The sequence below is a fragment of the Candidatus Uabimicrobium amorphum genome (assembly GCF_009002475.1).
Taxonomy (GTDB): Bacteria; Planctomycetota; Uabimicrobiia; order Uabimicrobiales; family Uabimicrobiaceae; genus Uabimicrobium; species Uabimicrobium amorphum.
This window is the reverse complement of the sequence record NZ_AP019860.1, coordinates 9,263,810-9,280,646: the sequence shown is the minus strand read 5'-3', so window position 1 is coordinate 9,280,646 and position 16,837 is coordinate 9,263,810. Positions and strand designations below refer to the sequence as shown.

The following is a 16,837-nucleotide window of genomic DNA, read 5'->3' as shown; positions in this document are numbered from 1 at the left end:
CTCTAAAACGATTTTCAAACTAGCGCAACAAATTTTACTTTACTAATGAACAGACTTTTGCATAATTTAAATATACCCTAATTGCTAGCGTTTGATGCCTTTACTCCGTGTTATTGATAGGAGGGCATCACATGTTAGCATTTACATAGTATTAAATTGTTGGCTAGTATACACGATACTTTAGCCACTTTTTAACGAACAATTAGAATACATAATAGGGCATGTAATTTAACTCACCATGACCAAAATCTAGCTGTTCATCATGGTTATAATTTAGAACAGTAGTCGTAATTGTAATCAAAAATAGTATAGCAAAAAAATAAACAAAAAGCTATTTTATCTCGAGTTTAGCTACACCTTGAGATTACTGTTGTACCTGTTTTACCAACAAATAATTTTATGATGCTCTATACAAAAATATATGCAACAAACGGCATAGACCTGAAAGGACAAATGAATGAAATACTGGTGTATTTTATTGGTAACTATGATCTTGCCACTGACGTTGTCAGCAAATGATTGTAGCGTTACTGTTGGTTCTATGGAAATATCACAATCTGTCCCAGATAAAGTTTCCATAGGAGAAGAGTATGTAAATAATATCGAGCTAAGAGCAAAAACAAACGTTCGCAAAGTACAAGCGACCGTATTTCTATCTCCAGGAATGGAATACGTAAAAAGTACACCTCCTGCACAAGTAGACGGAGATACTCTAACCTGGGACTATGATCAGATGAGTGCAGGAGAAACACAACAAATACAGCTGGCACTACGTGCTTCTTCTGAGGGAGAGTTAACAGCATGTGCGACAGTTTCGTCAATACCCGTTTGCTGCGCAACCACCTTTGCTGGTAAAGCGACTCTTGCTGTCGAAAAAACAGGCCCGGCAACGGCGACTGTAGGACAGAAGGTTACATATACCATCACAGTGAAAAACACCGGTTCTGCAACCGCACGCGATGTAAAATTGGTCGATAGAATTCCAGAAGAATTGGCCTATTCGAAAACCCAAGATCGCAAAGAAATTCGCCATTCATTGGGCAATTTACAACCAGGCGCATCCAAAACTTTCACATTGAGCTTATTCGCAGTTGCAAGAGGAAATGCATGTAACGTAGTTGAAATCAGCGCTTCAAATGCGGAAGCTGTATCCGATCAAGCATGTACTGACATCCGTCAGCTTGGTGCAGAATTAGTACTACAATGCCGTAGTGTTAGTTTCATCAACAAGTATTCCAAGAATACGCTAATTATACGCAACACTGGTGACGCTACTTTGACAAATGTCAAGGCAACGGTCAACATTTCTGACAAACTGAAAGTTGTCAAGACATCCATCCCTGCAGAGGGTTATGGTTCGCGTTCGACATGGACATTTGATGAAATCAAACCTGGAGAAGTCAAGAACATAGACATCGTTGTCATCTCCAAACACAAAGGTAAGCATTGCATTGAAGCCTCTCTAAGCACAGCAGAAGGGCTAAAGAAATCTGCAAATTGTTGTACAGAATGGCGTGGTTTTGCTGCGATCCTAATCGAGATGATCGACACAGAGGATCCGCTAATTGTCAATGAAGAGACAACTTATATCATCAAGATCACCAACCAGGGAACAGCAGACGACCACAATGTGAAAATTGATGTGCGATTCCCACAAGAAATTACACCAATTAGTGCATCTGGGGCTACCAAAGGTACCGTAGAGGGTAAACGCGTTGATTTCCAAGCATACCCTGTTTTTAGACCGAAACAAATCATTGAGTTCCGCGTTCGTGCAAAGGGAGTTTCTACAGGAGATGCTCGTATACGCGTATTCCTGACCTCAGAACTTCTCAAAAAGCCCGTACCAGAAGAAGAAAGTACCCACGTATACTAGAACATATAACAAATGCCCTCTCAACGAGGGCATTTCACTCATACACCTAAGGAGAAAATAATGCCAAGAGAGCCCATCCCTTCGCATTTTTTTACCATTATTGTTGCTCGTCAAGGACATAAATTCTTACTTGTACAAGAAAAAAAAGGCAAATGGTATTTTCCTGGGGGAGGTGTCTTGCCACGTGAAGATCTTTTACAAGCAGCAGAAAGAGAAACATTAGAGGAAGCGGGCATTCACATTTTTATCGAAGGAATTTACCGTATTGAGTACATTGCAAATCCAGATAGTACTAGTCGATTTCGCATCATTTTTACAGCGCGTCCGGTAGACGAAACTCCCCCTAAGTCACAACCTGACGAAGAGACATTGGCAGCACAGTGGTTTACTGTAGACGAAATAGAACAACTATCTTTGCGCAGCCCCGAAGTTTTACAAATTGTCAAACATATACTAAACGGAGCTGCTATTTCACCACGAGATTTACTACGCACGAATCCCTTACGGGTAAAAAAACTATAGGTTTTGCTCTAAATTAAAATGATAAACAACTGGTATCATCGAATTGTTGCATGCCCAAATCTCATTACCACAAAAACGTCCGGTTATCAAAGCGCGATCCGTTGCAAAAACTTGAAGTGCGCGACCTGTGTTCAAACACCATAAACGCATAGTCCCATCCAAAGACGTCGATAAACCAAGTTTGCCATTAGGAGAAAATGCAACGGACGTTATGCTTTTTTTGTGACCAGCAAATGTAAACACTTCTTTGCCTGTTTTCGTATCCCATAATTTTACCAAACAGTCTTTCGCTCCAGAAATGGCAGTTGAACCATCATGAGAGTATGTAATTGCTGTTACGGTGTCAAAGTGTCCTTCTAATTTGCGAATGTTATTCGTCTCTAAACTCCACAAGATTACATTCTTATCCGTTCCACCGGAAATCATCTCGGTGTTGCGCGGTGAAAAACTCAACGAAGTAACAGCACCTTTATGGCCGCGGAAAACACGAAGTAGTCGTCCGGCTTCGATACTCCACATTTTGATAATACCATCGCGTCCACCAGAAGAGAATAGGCGACTATATGGAGAGAATGCTAGAGATAAAATCCAATCGTTATGCCCTTTAATCCTCGTTACCAAGGGATCGTCTTGCTTCCAAAAGCCAATGGTATCATACTTACAAAAAATGATATACTTGCCATTAGGTGCCATTTCCACAACATTGGCGTCTGTTACTTTTGATAACAAAGTCGAAACTTCTTTCCCCGTCGCAGTGTCCCAAGTTTTTACAGAGTTCGGTGTCGCAACAATGATGCGATTACCGTTTTTAGAAAATGTTGCCGAGCACGCATTGCCTGCGTATTTTAAGATCCGCGTTGTCACCAATTTAGACGAGTCGTTTTGAATGCGATTGATTCTTTTTAACCAGTAAGAATTTTTTTTCCACGCCACATGATTAAGAGAATTCTCCAGAATATTTACAAGTAAATCTCCGGTGCGGTTGTTTTCGCGAATATTACTATACACCTGTTGAATAAAAAAGTGCGGGATATGTGCAAATTCATCAATATATTTCTTTTCTTTCACAAGAGCAGAACGCAACTTATCAATTTCCTTATTTCCTTCACTCCACACAAACGCAATATTAAAATCATCGATGATAGACTGTAAGTCTCGTTTGAATAGTTGCGCCTCTAAAAAAGAAAATTCTTTATACAAATCAAAAAGTTTCTGGGCCATACCTTTGCGAAAGTTACGCATCGTATTTTTGTCATTTAATTTAAAGTAATTCATTGTTTCACTGCGAATTAAACTATGCATCGACAAAGTGTTGTCCAAATTTTGATTTAGGAGCTTTAGACCTACCAAGCGCTGCATATTCTTTTTAATCACATCCGAGGTTTCATTAGCACCCAAAAAACACGCAAGTGTGTTGAGGGTAACACTACGATTCTCGGGAAATAATGCCATGACTTTTAACATGGTCATCGCACTTTCCTCTTTTACTAGCTCAAGATGTTTTTCGATAATTGACTGCACAACAACGAAAGGAGACATCTCTTTGGAGCTAAAAGACTGAACATACTGCGTATAGGTGCTATTCATATTTTTCCCAAAGTAGCTGCATAAAAGAGTCACAGCGATAGGGAAAGAATGGATATGATTGCACAATTCGCGTATTGCTTTTTCGTCGAGCATACTTGTGGGTTTGTGTATACCATTTAAATAAGAGAGTGTATCTTCAGCAGACACAACAGGTGTTTGGTATGTTTCAATACCTTCTATTTCTGTTTGCGAACTTATGTATATACTGTGACAATCACAGCTAAGCGGTGCAAAGCCAGGTACGATATCATGAGACATTTTTTCAAAATCCCCCACGTTATCCACCACCAACAAAGTTTGTTCTTTTTGCATATACATTTTGAAATTCATCAAAAATTGAATATTGTTTTTGTTATACTCAATATTCAAATTTTTTGCAGCATTGACAAATTCTTTTTCGAGATTGTTCGCACCGTTGATCCACACGATACCTTTTTCGAAAACACAGCCAAAGTTTTGCACAAATTGGTATACAAGCTCTGTCTTACCAATACCATGCGACCACTTTGCATCTGCCGGAATCACACAAACTTTCTGAGAGTCCAGTAGTTTAAGGTATAGACTGACAAGATGTTGATGATCTCCATAATAATTATTGTTGGCTTTACCAAAAAAACTTTGTTTTAGTGGTTTTACGTTGGCAATTTTGCGGCTCAGGCGATTCTTTGCCACGTTGTTCATAATCGTCAACAATTCTTCGGCACCTTTGCGAAACTTCCGCAATGACACACTTGGTAGGTTTTGCAATGGTAATGGAAGAGCGTACTCGTCATTGATAAAGCAGGGGATTACTTGCTTTTTTAAGATAACACCTATTGCCCATTCGCGACTAAAAAAAGTGCGGTCATCTGTACTGTCAGAGCACAGCAGTACTACAGAGTCACTTTCTAAAAGAGCGTTGGTAATTTCTTTCGTCCACTCCCCTCCTGTTTGGTAACGACAAATGTTGTAACGGTTCTCCATGAAATTTTCTTCAAGTTCCTCAGCCACACTAACATCATCGGGTGAGTGACTCAAAAAGATGCGCTTTTTGTTTTTATCGACGGTTTTATACTGTAGCTGATTTGGGCGCTCCTGACGAGAAGTTTCGCTCACCTTACTTATCGCGGGTTTTTTCTCACCACCGCTGTTTTTAAAAGCTGCAATGGCCTCTTCTTCACTATCGAAAATACCTAAAAAATGTTGGACCCCCATCATCTCAAAAAACGTTTTGATTTTGGGGCGCACATACACCAGGTTCACTTCCCCCTTCATCATTTTTGCTTTATTGGCAATTTCGATAATCATTCCAAAGGCCGTGCTCTGCATGTGCTCTACATCTTTAAAATCTAAAACAATGCGAAAATCCCCTTCGAGATAGCACACCTGTAGTTTTTCTTTTAAAAAAGTAATACTTTCTTTGTCTATTTTTCCTTTCAAACGCAGCAAAAGCACTCGTGCTTCGCCCGGTACTTCATGGTAGCTTTCGTCCACAATTTGAAAATTTTTCATATTAGACTTGAGTATCTTTTCGATCTCTGGGCTTAAAACTTTACGCTGCGTCTGCTCTATGGGCTCCACTTTTTCTATTTTGTCGATCTTATCGATAAGAGGCGTAAATCTCTCACTGGGCTTTTCCTGCTCATTTTTGGAGACCAATTGATAATTTTGCTCAATAAGCAAATCGGCCAACACTTCAAAAGTATCGAAAACCCCGTCTCCAGAAACAGCAGACGCCGATGTTTCGCGCGCATCCATGTAGTTCACTTCTTTTTGTAGAACTTTGATATCCTTTGCCTCTTCATGGTCGCGTTTATTCCACTGAATAACTAGTGGAATATCGTTCAGTTGAAGGTTTTGCTCCAAGAGCGAGTTTTCTAGTGCTGTGATCGCCTGAACACTTCCATCTAAATCGCAGCTATCGGCAACAAAAATAATTCCATCGACATTTTGTAATATAAGTTTGAGTATGGGCATGTAATCTTTAGAGCCTGGCACACCAAAAAGTTGAAAAGTTGTTTTCAACCCGCCCATTACGCCAACGTTCAAAGATAAAAAATCGAAATTTAAATCTTTCCCTCTCTCAGTAGCAATAGATGTAAGTTTATTTCCACGAGCATAAGAAGAATTTTGTTCGATATACTTTAAATTCGTAGTTGTTCCAGAAGATTTTGGACCATAATAAACAACTTTATACGAAACCTCTTTCTTCGTAGCGTTATATTGCACCATTTACTTCTCCATATTAAAAATCGACTGAGAAAAGTACTGAATTCTGTGATTAAGAGCATCCACAATAAAAAGCTGCCCATTTGCAATGACGACATCCCAGGGGTTGGCAAACATACCTATTTGCCGCCCTCCTGTACCAAAGTAACTAATTGCTTCACCATCTAAGGTAAATTTTTGTATACGGTTGTTTCCAAATTCACTTACATACAAAGCGTCTGGTGTTACAACAACTCCATAAGGATAGGATAGATCTCCCAAATCACTACCTATCTTTCCCCAGGTAGCAATAAGATTTCCTTGAAGGTCAAATTTTTGTATGCGGTGGTTGCACGCATCCGCTACGTACATATGATTGTGTTGATCAATCGCAAGACTCATTGGTCGATCAAACTCACCAGGTGCACTGCCTCCTTGTCCCCACGCGTCGATAAAATTTCCTTCATAATCAAATTTTTGTATACAGTCGTATTTACCTAATGCACCGCCATACTGCGAAACATATATATATTTATCATCAGCAGTCACGTCGGTAACATATATAAAATTGGGCGGTTTTGTACCATATTTTCCAAAAGAAAATAGTTTTTTTCCCTGAGGAGTATAGCAAAGAACACGGTGATAATGTGTATCAGCGACAAGCAGATTTCCGTTTTTGGCAAAACCTAATCCAGTGGGTTTCCCTTTTGCAATAGCAGGGGTATTGAACAAAAAAAGAAATTTTCCATAGGTATCAAAGACCTGTATACGTCCTGTCATATCTACGATGTAAAGGTTACCATCTTGTGATACGGCAGCCCCTCGTGGTTTATTAAACATTCCAGGGGTATTTCCTCGCCCACCAAATGATCTGATGGCATCATCATTTTCCATGTATGGATTAGAATCGCATCCGCATAAAATAACGGTTAGTAAAAACAAAAAGTATTTTATCATGAGTTATACAGGACCTAGTTTTGCAAATATTTTCAAAGCCTCGTCAACAATGTAATCGGTCGAACCATTTTTTTCGTCGAGATCAATCCATGGCATATTAAAACTTCGCCACCATGTCATTTGCCTTTTTGCATAACGCCGTGTATTTCTTTTGATCACATCCACCAAGTCCTCTTCGGACTTTTCACCTAGGATCACTTCAATAACATCTTTGTATCCAATGGCCTTGGCCGCTGTTTTAGAAATACCTTTTTTTGCAGATAACAACTCTCTTGTTTCGTTCATTAAACCTTGTTCAAACATCATGTCGACGCGTTTTTCAATGCGGCGGTATAGTAAGTCGCGTCGCCAATTTAAACAACATCCTCCCCAAGGATAGTGAATCGCAGGTTTTGTTTTTTCTCGTTGTAGCTTAGAAATCGTTTCCCCTGTCAAATGGAAAACTTCCAAAGCACGGATGACACGCTTACGATCGTTTACGGCAATACGTTCCGCCGCTTCACTATCAATCTCCTGCAATTTACAGTGAAGGTCAGCACTGTCTTGCAACTCTAACTTTTTGCGCAATTCTTCATCGGCCTGGGGTGCTTCAAACATTCCCTCGACTAGCGCCTTAAAGTATAGAGGCGTGCCCACCACTAATAAAACTTTTTTGTTACGCTTGAATATATCTTCAATGGCCTCAATACAGAAATGTAAAAATTTTTGAACATTAAATTCTTCCCATGGTTCGCAAATATCTAACAAATGATGACGTATTTTTTGCCGTTCATGGGGCAAAACTTTTGCTGTTCCTACATCCATGTTCTTATAGACAGACATGGAGTCAACACATATAATTTCGGCATCTAAAGTTTGTGCTATTTTGATAGAAGAATTCGTCTTTCCGCTTCCTGTAGGTCCGGCCAAAACATATAAAAATTTACTCGGATCCACTAGATATTTTATCCATTATATCATCCGATATCTCAAAATTGGAATATACGTTGTCAGCATCATCGTAATTCTCTAATTCGGAGACCAAACCTAAAACTTGGCGAGCGTTTTGCTCATCGAGATCTATTTTGTTACTTGGAACGGTAGTAACTTCGGCTAAGACAATTTTCACTTCTTTTGCCTCTAAAGTTTCCTTGACATCTTTGAGACTTCCGGGGTCTGTTACAATCTCATAACCATCCTCTTCATGCACCACATCATCAGCACCCGCCTCTAGAGCTATTTCCATCAACTCATCTTCCGAAAATCCTTTTTCTTCGACAGAAATAACACCTTTTTTATCAAACATATAAGCGACACAACCACTTTCGCCTAACTTACCGCCGTTATTTTCAAATATTTTTCGTATTTCAAAAGCAGATCGATTGCGGTTATCCGTTATAACCTCTACCATTACCGCAACACCTCCAGGGCCATATCCTTCATACATAATTTCGGAGAAAACCGTTCCCCCAGCAACAACACCTGCACCTCGTTTAATAGCGCGTTCGATATTATTTTTAGGCATATTGCCTTCTTTGGCGCGATCAACGGCATAGCGAAGTTTAAGATTACTACTTAAATCTGTACTTCCTCCACCGTCTTTTACGGCAATAATAATTGCTTTTGCGAGTTTTGAAAATAGCTTTCCACGTTTTTTATCAAGTGCACCTTTTTTATGCTTAATACCGGCCCAATGCGAATGTCCTGCCATCTTTACATCCTCTCTAATCACTTATATTTTTTTCACTGACAACAAAATCAAAATCATCATCGTCGTCAGAGTTTGTAACAAGAGTAATATCTACTTCAACATTGCTTTCTTCATCATCAAAAATGTGCAAATCATCTTCATTGATATTTAATGTTTGCGAAGCGGTTATTCCCAAGTGATCCTTGGTAAAATTTGCAATGCTTTCTAAGCCTTCTTCATCAATTTCTTCGATTTCTTCGATTTCTTTTTCTTGTGTCTCTTTGTCTGGTGAAGGTATAGGCAATGACAAATCTTTCATATCTTCATCATCGAGAACCAAATGTACTTCAGAAGAAGCGTTTTTTATAATGTCGGAAATTTCTTCTTTGACTATAGGTAAAATTTTTATTTCTTCGGAATCTTTTATTTTGAGAACTTTGCGAAAAAAATACGGTGTCAAGTACCCATCGTCTATCATAATCTGCTGTACAGATACATACTTTTTTTGTCTGCGAATTATATTGAGTTGTTTCAACAAACATTTGTTAATTCGCCATGGGCTCAAATATCTTTTTCGTGCAATTTTACGCGCAATTACAATATCATCTTTTTGTCGTTTGTAAAAAGGATATTTTTTTGAAATTGTTTTTTGCGCAACTTTATTCATTTTCTGCGCGCTTTTATCATTAATAAATCCTTTTTGCAGAAGAATTCCCAACAATTTTTTATTTGGCCAACTATCCTTTAATTCTGCCCAACATTCTTGTAGTTGATATTCTGATATGAAATCGTTCTTTACGGCGATTTGTCCTAAATATCGATCTTTTTGATATTGCGTAGCATCAACAACTAAATCCTCGGGAGATGAATGCTTTTTGGATTTCTTTCTCAGCAGTTTACGCACCATATATGGTGTCACATAGCCCTTTTCTACAAATAACTCAAAAAAGCATTTCTTTGTACTCTTTCGCAAATCAGCACAAAACTCAATATCCTCTTTGCAAACCAATTTCAGATTTTTGACTTCATGTAAAAACCTTTTATCCTTTTTACGTTTACGCTCTTTGCTTTTGACCTCTTCGTAATTTGCCTCTAACATCATAAGTTCATCGAGAGTTCCTTTGGTCAATATATTCTCCGCAAAAAGTATTTCTCCAAGATGCCTTCGCCCTTCCTCTTGAGCTTCAATGCACTTGTAGTACTCCAATTGGTCTTTAGATAATATTTGTTTTGCTATTAATAATCTCTCAAAGATTTTGCTCATAGCATCTCCTGATCATCCGTTTTATTCAGAGCTTCCCACTTCACCAGTTTTTGCATCATAGGTATATTTTTTACCAAGAGGTAATGGTTTTATCTCGTCTAAACCCGACTTGTTCACGATTTCCTGCAAATTGTTTGGAAAACGACCAAATTTTTTCTTAAATCGCTCCACCATTATTTGTATGCCGCGGACTTGTTTTTCCAGTCTTTTTTGTTCGATGCTAGGACTTAATACGCGATTAAGTTGTATGATATATTGTTGTCCATTAGGAAATTTTTTAGGCATATCTTGATGAATAAAACGGAAAATCGCTTGCTCCATTTGTTCTGCGGTCATAGACTTTTGCAACGAACTCATCACTAAGTTCAAAAGTTCACCGGTTATTTTACGCATGTCTTCTTCGCGTGGCTCTAGAGGAACAAAATGCATACATTGACTTAGTTTCGTGGGATATGATCCATGAGTTTTGTGATATTCACTAAATTTTTTGTGTATCGTATCCAAATGGGCTTCCGCAATAAGCTCACGTATAGTTTTTAAAATAAGATTTTGCAGTACCTCATTATCTCCTGCACTACTGTAAATTTGCAACCATGTTACCAAATCAAATGAAAAACCTTCGTCCAAACGCACCAGGAAATAAGCAAAAAACTGCGCTCCCATATGTTTGCCATCACTTAACTGCAAACACTTATTCATACAAGCCATTGCCTTACGCATTGTATCTTTAACAAAGATCATCTCTTTGTTTTGTAGTTCTAGACGCTGTAAACAGTATATACGCCCCAGCAGATACCACATCCACGGTTGACCAGAAAGTTTTTCGCTTTCGGGATATTTCGCACCAATACTTTTTTCTTGCTGCAAAGACTCCTCGATAAACTGAACCCCAGGCAGAGGTCTCTTTTCCACCATGTTGATGTAGATGCAGGCCGTTTCATACATTCCTTGAAAATGAGGATCTAATTTAGCAATACTCTTGTATACTTGCTTTACCTCTGGAAACGGCGTTTTTTCGATAGCGTATTGACGAAAAGCTTGGATACTGAGCATCCACAATATGTCGGCATATTCCGCTTCAAAACCAAAGGCAAACGATTTAATTTGGTTATTCTTTGCTAAATACAAAAATTCTTGTAGCTCTTGGTTTGGCCGAATATCATCCATTTTTTTTGCAATGCCGACAACAGCACTCATCATTACCACAATAATAACAAAGTGAATTATGAAAGACTTTACGCGTTTCATATTACAAATTCCTTTTGTTAATCGCCAATGACGCCAAATACAGCATCACGGAACTGTAAACAACCATGTACAAAAATGCATATAAGTAAACTTCACTTGGTATAGTTAACGCATGTGTTGCTTCTTCTTTAATGTCAAAATTATTGAAGTTCGGTAGTATGTAGTACATTATATTTGTCAGGTAATTCAGCGTCGCCGAATCACTAAATTGTGGTATCGCTTTTAAGTGATACGTGCTTCTTCCGATAAAAAAAGTAATCGCTGTTACGATAATGCTTACCGAAGAAGATGTCAGCACCGACAATAATATTGCCACGGAGTTGAGAACCATGAGTCCCATAAAAAGCATGACAATACAACCAACAAGGTCAAGACTAACTTGCCCGCCCATAAGAAAGTAATAACTACAGAAGAATATTCCCATGACAAACGTGGAAACAAAAAGCGTCATGCACATTCCCAAATACTTACCAAATATAAATTCCCAGCGATTCATCGGACAAGAAAGTATGGTATACAAAGTCTTTTTGTCTATTTCGCGTTGAATTAAACTGGCCCCAATAAAAATACACAGCACCACGCCAAAAATATCGATAGTTCCCAAAGAAAAGTCGACCAAAATCTTCAGGTCTTGACCAATAGACAACTCGCCAATTATCTTAGAAATGACAATGACAAAAATCGATACTCCAACAATAACCCGCAAAATCCGGTCGCGCATAGTTTCGCGAAATGTATTCAGAGCAATTATGGTAAATTTCACCTTAAACTCCTCTAGAATTTCTGACATAAAAATCTTCTAAATTTTCCCGATGAGGTATCATTGCACGTAGCGTTCCACCTCCCTTTTCCAAAATTTCCTTCGCTTGTTGTGCTTTTTCTTCGGTATCAACAGTAATGAGTACGGTATTATCTTTGTGTACCATATGCTTGCAAAGTTTCTCTAATTTCTTCAGGCAACCTTGCTCAAAACCCTCGCCGTGGATATCAACGGAAATCACTTCGCGATTAATAAGCTCATCAATCTTACCGAATGAAACCAATTCCCCTTGCGAGACAAGAGCTACTTCGTCACAAAGCATTTCGACATCGGCAAGTACATGTGATGTGAAAAAAATAGAGCTGCCTTTTTTCTTCAACTCAATGATCTTTTCGCGAACTTCACGACGTCCCACAGGATCTAAACCACTGAGAGGCTCATCCAAAATGTAAATTTCAGGATTGTGAACCATTGCCTGGGCCAATCCCAAACGCTGCTTCATACCTTTAGAAAAGCCCTTCACCGCGCGAGACTTAGCATCCTTTAGCCCAACTTCATCTAAAAGTTCATCCACACGCTTATTGATATCCTTTCGTGGGATTCCACGCAAACGCGCATAAAAAGTTAGTGACTCTCCCGCCGTTAAATATTCGTAAAAATATGGATTTTCTGGTAAAAATCCTATTTTGTTGCGCGCAGCGACGTTGTTAACGGATATCCCCATAATCTCCGCTTCTCCGCTAGTTGGTCGGCATAGGCCCGTCAAAATTTTAATTGTTGTTGTTTTTCCAGCGCCATTGTGTCCGATAAAACCAAATATAGAACCTTCCGAAACTTTCAAACTTAAATTGTGAACAGCTCTCTTTTGGACACCCCATTTCCCGCGAAAAACAACCGTTAAATTTTTAGTTTCAATTGCTGTCTTCATATCAAAAAGTTTCCATTTTTATAAATAAGTTCATCGTCAATGTAAACTTCGCTATCTTCACGCATATCTTTTACTATATCGAAGTGAATAGCCGAACGATTTGTCCCCCCCACCTCAGGATAAGCGTCTCCAAGAGAAACATTGCAAGTTCCCGCAATCTTTTCGTCAAAGAGAATATCGTTTGTCAGTTCTTTAATATCCGGATTGATACCAAAACCAAACTTTCCTAGCCGTTTTGCACCAGGATCAGTTTCCAGTAGCTGTGCAAATTCATTTTTGTTGCCGCTAGTGCTGCAATTTACGACTTCTCCATCTTTAAATTCTAAAAACAAATTGGGAAATTCTTTTCCGTTGTAAGAAGCACTATCAAAACGAATGTGGCCATTGACAGAACTATCGCACGGCGAACAAAAAATTTCTCCATTAGGTAAGTTAATGAGCAACGAATGCATGGTAAAAATTCGTCCTTCCCCCAGAGAAAAGTTCAGCTGTGTATCGTTTGTTTTAATGTGAAAGTTTTTGCCACTGTTCAACCGCTTCTCTATATGATTGTACTTTTTGTATAAGTTTTGCAAATCTACAGATACAGCGCTATAAAACAAGTCTTGGTATTCATCTAAACTCATATTCGCCTTATTTGCATAATATGCATTGGGAAAAATAGTCACCAATGTGGGCACAAAATCAAGTCTAGAGTGATATGGTTCAACAGTTTGATTCCACAAGTTAAGTCGCTCTTGATCAATTTTACTCAATTGGTTAGGGTTTGTTGCGGCATCGATAGAAATGAGTTTGGTTGCCAATTCGATATCTTTCGCCAAACCTGGTGGAAAACGTCTTAGGTGTTTTTTTTCTCCATATTTAAATAAAATATAGCGTGTCTCTTCTAGGGTAATGTGTATTTCTGGAAAAGCCTTGCGCAGTAAGATTTCTTTTTGCAACTCAAAAAGCAAAGAGGCGGTATTTCCTGTGCTCATGATAAGGACTACATCATCTTCTACTATCTCCAAAGCGTCACATATTATCTGTGTAAAACGAGTAATTCGCGGATCGCTCATTGTTTCCCTTTCTACAGTCAAGAACTCGTTTTTGCTTACATTGCCAATTTAAAGTCTCTCGGATAAAATATATTTTTGCGCATATGCCTTATTTTCAATTTGCCGGTTTATCATCGAACTTTTCGAGTTCAAAACTTTTTCCATAACGCACACATTGCGACGAATAGGGTACGGATGTAAGAGGAAAGCTCCGTCCGTTTTTTCCATGTCAGAATTTTTAATTACCCACTTATCAAATTGCTTTTGGTAAACTTCTTCCGCAGCACGATCGGCATAATGTTTACAACTACGCCAGTTCATCGCATATACAATATGTGCTCCATTTAAAGCATCATCCATTTTATTGCTCACTTCAAAAGAAGAGCGATTGTGCGCGGTATTCTTATCAATTAATTTAACAATACCAGAGTCTAATTCAAAACCTTTGGGTGCCGAAACCGTCAAATCCATGCCTAACTTTGAGGCGGCCAAGGCGAATTCGTTCGCACTCCCCACCCCATGGGCGTACGGGTGGTACGTCCAAACAATACCAGCTTTCCAACCATTGAAATTTTTCAACAATTCCTTAACACTCACAAGATCAGCCAAACCTTGTAGAGGGTTGTACAGGTTGGATTCCAAGTTAATAATCGGGATAGAGCTATAACGCGTAATATAGCGTAGCAGTGAATCCTGGCGATCGGTACGCCATGATCCTGAGTACGGTAAATGACGAATAGCCAAAGCATCTCCACATGTGTCTAAAAAAGCGGCAGCATCGCGAATATGAGCCATATTAGGATGAAGACACATCACACCACTTTCGTGAAGAAGATTCCACTTTTCACTAGAAAAGTTGATGTTAACGATACTACCTCCCAGTTTTTTTACTGCAGACTCTAGAGAAAGACGGCTATATATACAATGATCGGGAAAAAAACCGAGTATGGTTTTGTGCTCTAAACCAGAAAAGTGATTTTTTTCTTTTGCCTTAATTACACCTTCAATAAGATCCTCCAACTCATCGCGTCGTAGTTCTTGAAGAGTCAGAAAGTGTTTCGTTCTAAATCTCATTTATGCGCTTTCTAAATTTTTTTTTGTTTTTGTTGGCGGAACAACAGGCTGTTTACCTTGTATCATACCTTCGGTAATCGTAACGGTTTTGATATCACTTCGCGATGGAATTTCAAACATAATGTCTAACATAAAACTTTCGAGGATCGAACGCAAACCGCGTGCACCTGTACCGCGATCAAGCGCTTTTTTTGCTACAGCGCGCAATGCATCGTCTTCAAATTCTAACGCCACATCATCCATCTTAAAAAACTTCTCGTATTGACGTACAATAGCGTTTTTGGGTTCCACCATAATGCGAACTAAATCGTCTTCAGATAAAGGATTCAAGGATGCTACGATAGGTAAACGCCCTACAAATTCGGGAATTAAACCAAAACTGACCAAGTCTTCTACTTGTACCTGTTGCAAAAGGTCTCCTTTTTCTTTCTCGTTGAGATCTTTTGCATCTTCGTGAAAACCTATTAATTTTTTGCCTATGCGTTGTCCAACAATCTCTTCTAGCCCAGTAAAAGCTCCACCACATATAAATAGTATATTGGTAGTATCTAATTGAATATAAGATTGTTCGGGATGTTTGCGTCCTCCCTGAGGAGGGATATTCGCCATGGTGCCTTCGAGTATTTTTAAGAGCGCCTGCTGTACACCTTCTCCAGAAACATCGCGTGTTATAGACACATTTTTACTAGTTTTTCCGATCTTATCTATTTCATCAATAAAAATGATACCGTTACTTGCCCGCTCGATATCATAGTCCGCGGCCTGAACTAAGCGCAGTAGTATATTTTCGACATCTTCCCCTACATAACCCGCTTCGGTAACGGTCGTTGCATCGCCAATTGCAAAAGGAACATCTAAAATTTTTGCCAGAGTTTTTGCCAATAAAGTTTTCCCAGCTCCTGTAGGTCCTATCAATAGAATATTACTTTTTTCTATTTCAACTTCATCTCCGACATTTCCACGCAAAATTCTCTTGTAATGATTGTGAACGGCAACCGATAGAACTTTCTTTGCCATTTTTTGGCCAACGACAAATTTATCAAGTTCCGCCATAACTTCTTTAGGAGAAAGTAGTTTTTTATCTTTTCCAGAACCTTTTTCCTGTCCTTTGCGTCTGACTTCTTCTACGAGAATAGTATTGCAAAGTTCAATACATTCATTACATATGTAGATACCCGGGGGGCCTGCGATTAATGTATCAACTAATTTTCTACTCTTACCACAAAAAGTACATCGCTCAACATTATATTTCTTAGACATGAAGTTTCCCTAAAAAAGGCGTTTACGTAAAATGCATGAACGACCTCATCCATGTTTCTTTGATTTAAGGTCTCTTATACACTACAATATTCTTAAGTCGATTTATTTACTACATAACTATACAACAATCATACAATTAAAATTCAAATTTGCAAGATTTCTTACAAACGTTGTCATACAGTGTTATTAATTACCAAATAACCGATGAAAAAAGAAGACTTTGCCGACAGCAAAAATAGCAAATTTATCGTCTTTTTAAGGAAACGTTTATCTAAGAAAACTCTTTTATTTGCTGCTTTTCAGAATCGGGATTAGGGTCAAGATTGGGATCAATTAACTTTTTGCAACAGCACAAGTCGTAATAACGGAAATAAAACAATTGATAATCCCTACAAAAAATTGTACTATAATTTAAAATTAACCTTCCAAGTGAAGACTTGACTTATATCACAGACATGATATACTCAA

13 protein-coding genes are annotated in these 16,837 nt (G+C 38.6%); 2 read left to right on the top strand and 11 right to left on the bottom strand.

Annotated features, from left to right (window positions below):
* The first annotated feature begins 457 nt into the window (after positions 1-457).
* Both UABAM_RS32570 and UABAM_RS32565 read left to right on the top strand, forming a co-directional pair.
* Complete coding sequence (locus UABAM_RS32570; protein ID WP_152021802.1) at positions 458-1,876, top strand: CARDB domain-containing protein; 1,419 nt, start codon at positions 458-460, stop codon at positions 1,874-1,876.
* A gap of 60 nt (positions 1,877-1,936) precedes the next feature.
* Entirely contained in the window at positions 1,937-2,398 is a 462-nt protein-coding gene (locus UABAM_RS32565; RefSeq protein ID WP_152021801.1) for an NUDIX domain-containing protein, read from the top strand.
* On the opposite strand, the gene UABAM_RS32560 is transcribed toward UABAM_RS32565, so the two are convergent.
* From UABAM_RS32560 to clpX, 11 genes are read right to left on the bottom strand one after another with little or no spacing between them, the layout of a single operon-like run.
* Complete coding sequence (locus UABAM_RS32560; RefSeq protein WP_152021800.1) at positions 2,393-6,196, bottom strand: STAS domain-containing protein; 3,804 nt, start codon at positions 6,194-6,196, stop codon at positions 2,393-2,395. The two genes, UABAM_RS32565 and UABAM_RS32560, sit on opposite strands and share 6 nt — an antisense overlap.
* Positions 6,197-7,129 (bottom strand): NHL repeat-containing protein, encoded by a 933-nt coding sequence (locus UABAM_RS32555; protein ID WP_152021799.1) that lies wholly within the window; start codon positions 7,127-7,129, stop codon positions 6,197-6,199.
* Between the two features lie 3 nt (positions 7,130-7,132).
* Positions 7,133-8,065: a tRNA (adenosine(37)-N6)-dimethylallyltransferase MiaA gene (gene miaA, locus UABAM_RS32550; protein ID WP_173013711.1), complete on the bottom strand. Its 933-nt coding sequence runs from the start codon at positions 8,063-8,065 to the stop codon at positions 7,133-7,135.
* On the bottom strand, positions 8,052-8,819 hold the full coding sequence (locus UABAM_RS32545; RefSeq protein ID WP_151972417.1) for a YebC/PmpR family DNA-binding transcriptional regulator: 768 nt from the start codon (positions 8,817-8,819) through the stop codon (positions 8,052-8,054). Before UABAM_RS32545 ends, miaA begins: the two co-directional genes overlap by 14 nt.
* Positions 8,820-8,832: 13 nt before the next feature.
* Positions 8,833-10,062 carry a hypothetical protein gene (locus UABAM_RS32540; RefSeq protein WP_151972415.1) on the bottom strand — a complete coding sequence of 410 codons (1,230 nt, stop codon included), beginning with the start codon at positions 10,060-10,062 and terminating at the stop codon, positions 8,833-8,835.
* A 21-nt stretch (positions 10,063-10,083) separates the two neighbouring features.
* Complete coding sequence (locus UABAM_RS32535) at positions 10,084-11,310, bottom strand: hypothetical protein (protein WP_151972413.1); 1,227 nt, start codon at positions 11,308-11,310, stop codon at positions 10,084-10,086.
* Position 11,311: 1 nt separating this feature from the next.
* Complete coding sequence (locus tag UABAM_RS32530) at positions 11,312-12,100, bottom strand: ABC transporter permease (protein ID WP_151972411.1); 789 nt, start codon at positions 12,098-12,100, stop codon at positions 11,312-11,314.
* Positions 12,075-12,998 carry an ABC transporter ATP-binding protein gene (locus UABAM_RS32525; protein WP_151972409.1) on the bottom strand — a complete coding sequence of 308 codons (924 nt, stop codon included), beginning with the start codon at positions 12,996-12,998 and terminating at the stop codon, positions 12,075-12,077. The genes UABAM_RS32530 and UABAM_RS32525 overlap by 26 nt, the downstream gene beginning before the upstream one ends.
* Positions 12,995-14,056, bottom strand: coding sequence for an aminopeptidase (locus UABAM_RS32520; protein WP_151972407.1), 1,062 nt, complete (start codon positions 14,054-14,056; stop codon positions 12,995-12,997). The genes UABAM_RS32525 and UABAM_RS32520 overlap by 4 nt, the downstream gene beginning before the upstream one ends.
* A gap of 48 nt (positions 14,057-14,104) precedes the next feature.
* The gene (locus UABAM_RS32515; RefSeq protein WP_151972405.1) at positions 14,105-15,109 is read right to left on the bottom strand and encodes a Rossmann-fold NAD(P)-binding domain-containing protein; all 1,005 of its coding nucleotides are present in this window, start codon (positions 15,107-15,109) and stop codon (positions 14,105-14,107) included.
* Complete coding sequence (clpX, locus tag UABAM_RS32510; RefSeq protein WP_151972403.1) at positions 15,110-16,369, bottom strand: ATP-dependent Clp protease ATP-binding subunit ClpX; 1,260 nt, start codon at positions 16,367-16,369, stop codon at positions 15,110-15,112. It lies immediately after the preceding gene.
* Positions 16,370-16,837 lie beyond the last annotated feature (468 nt).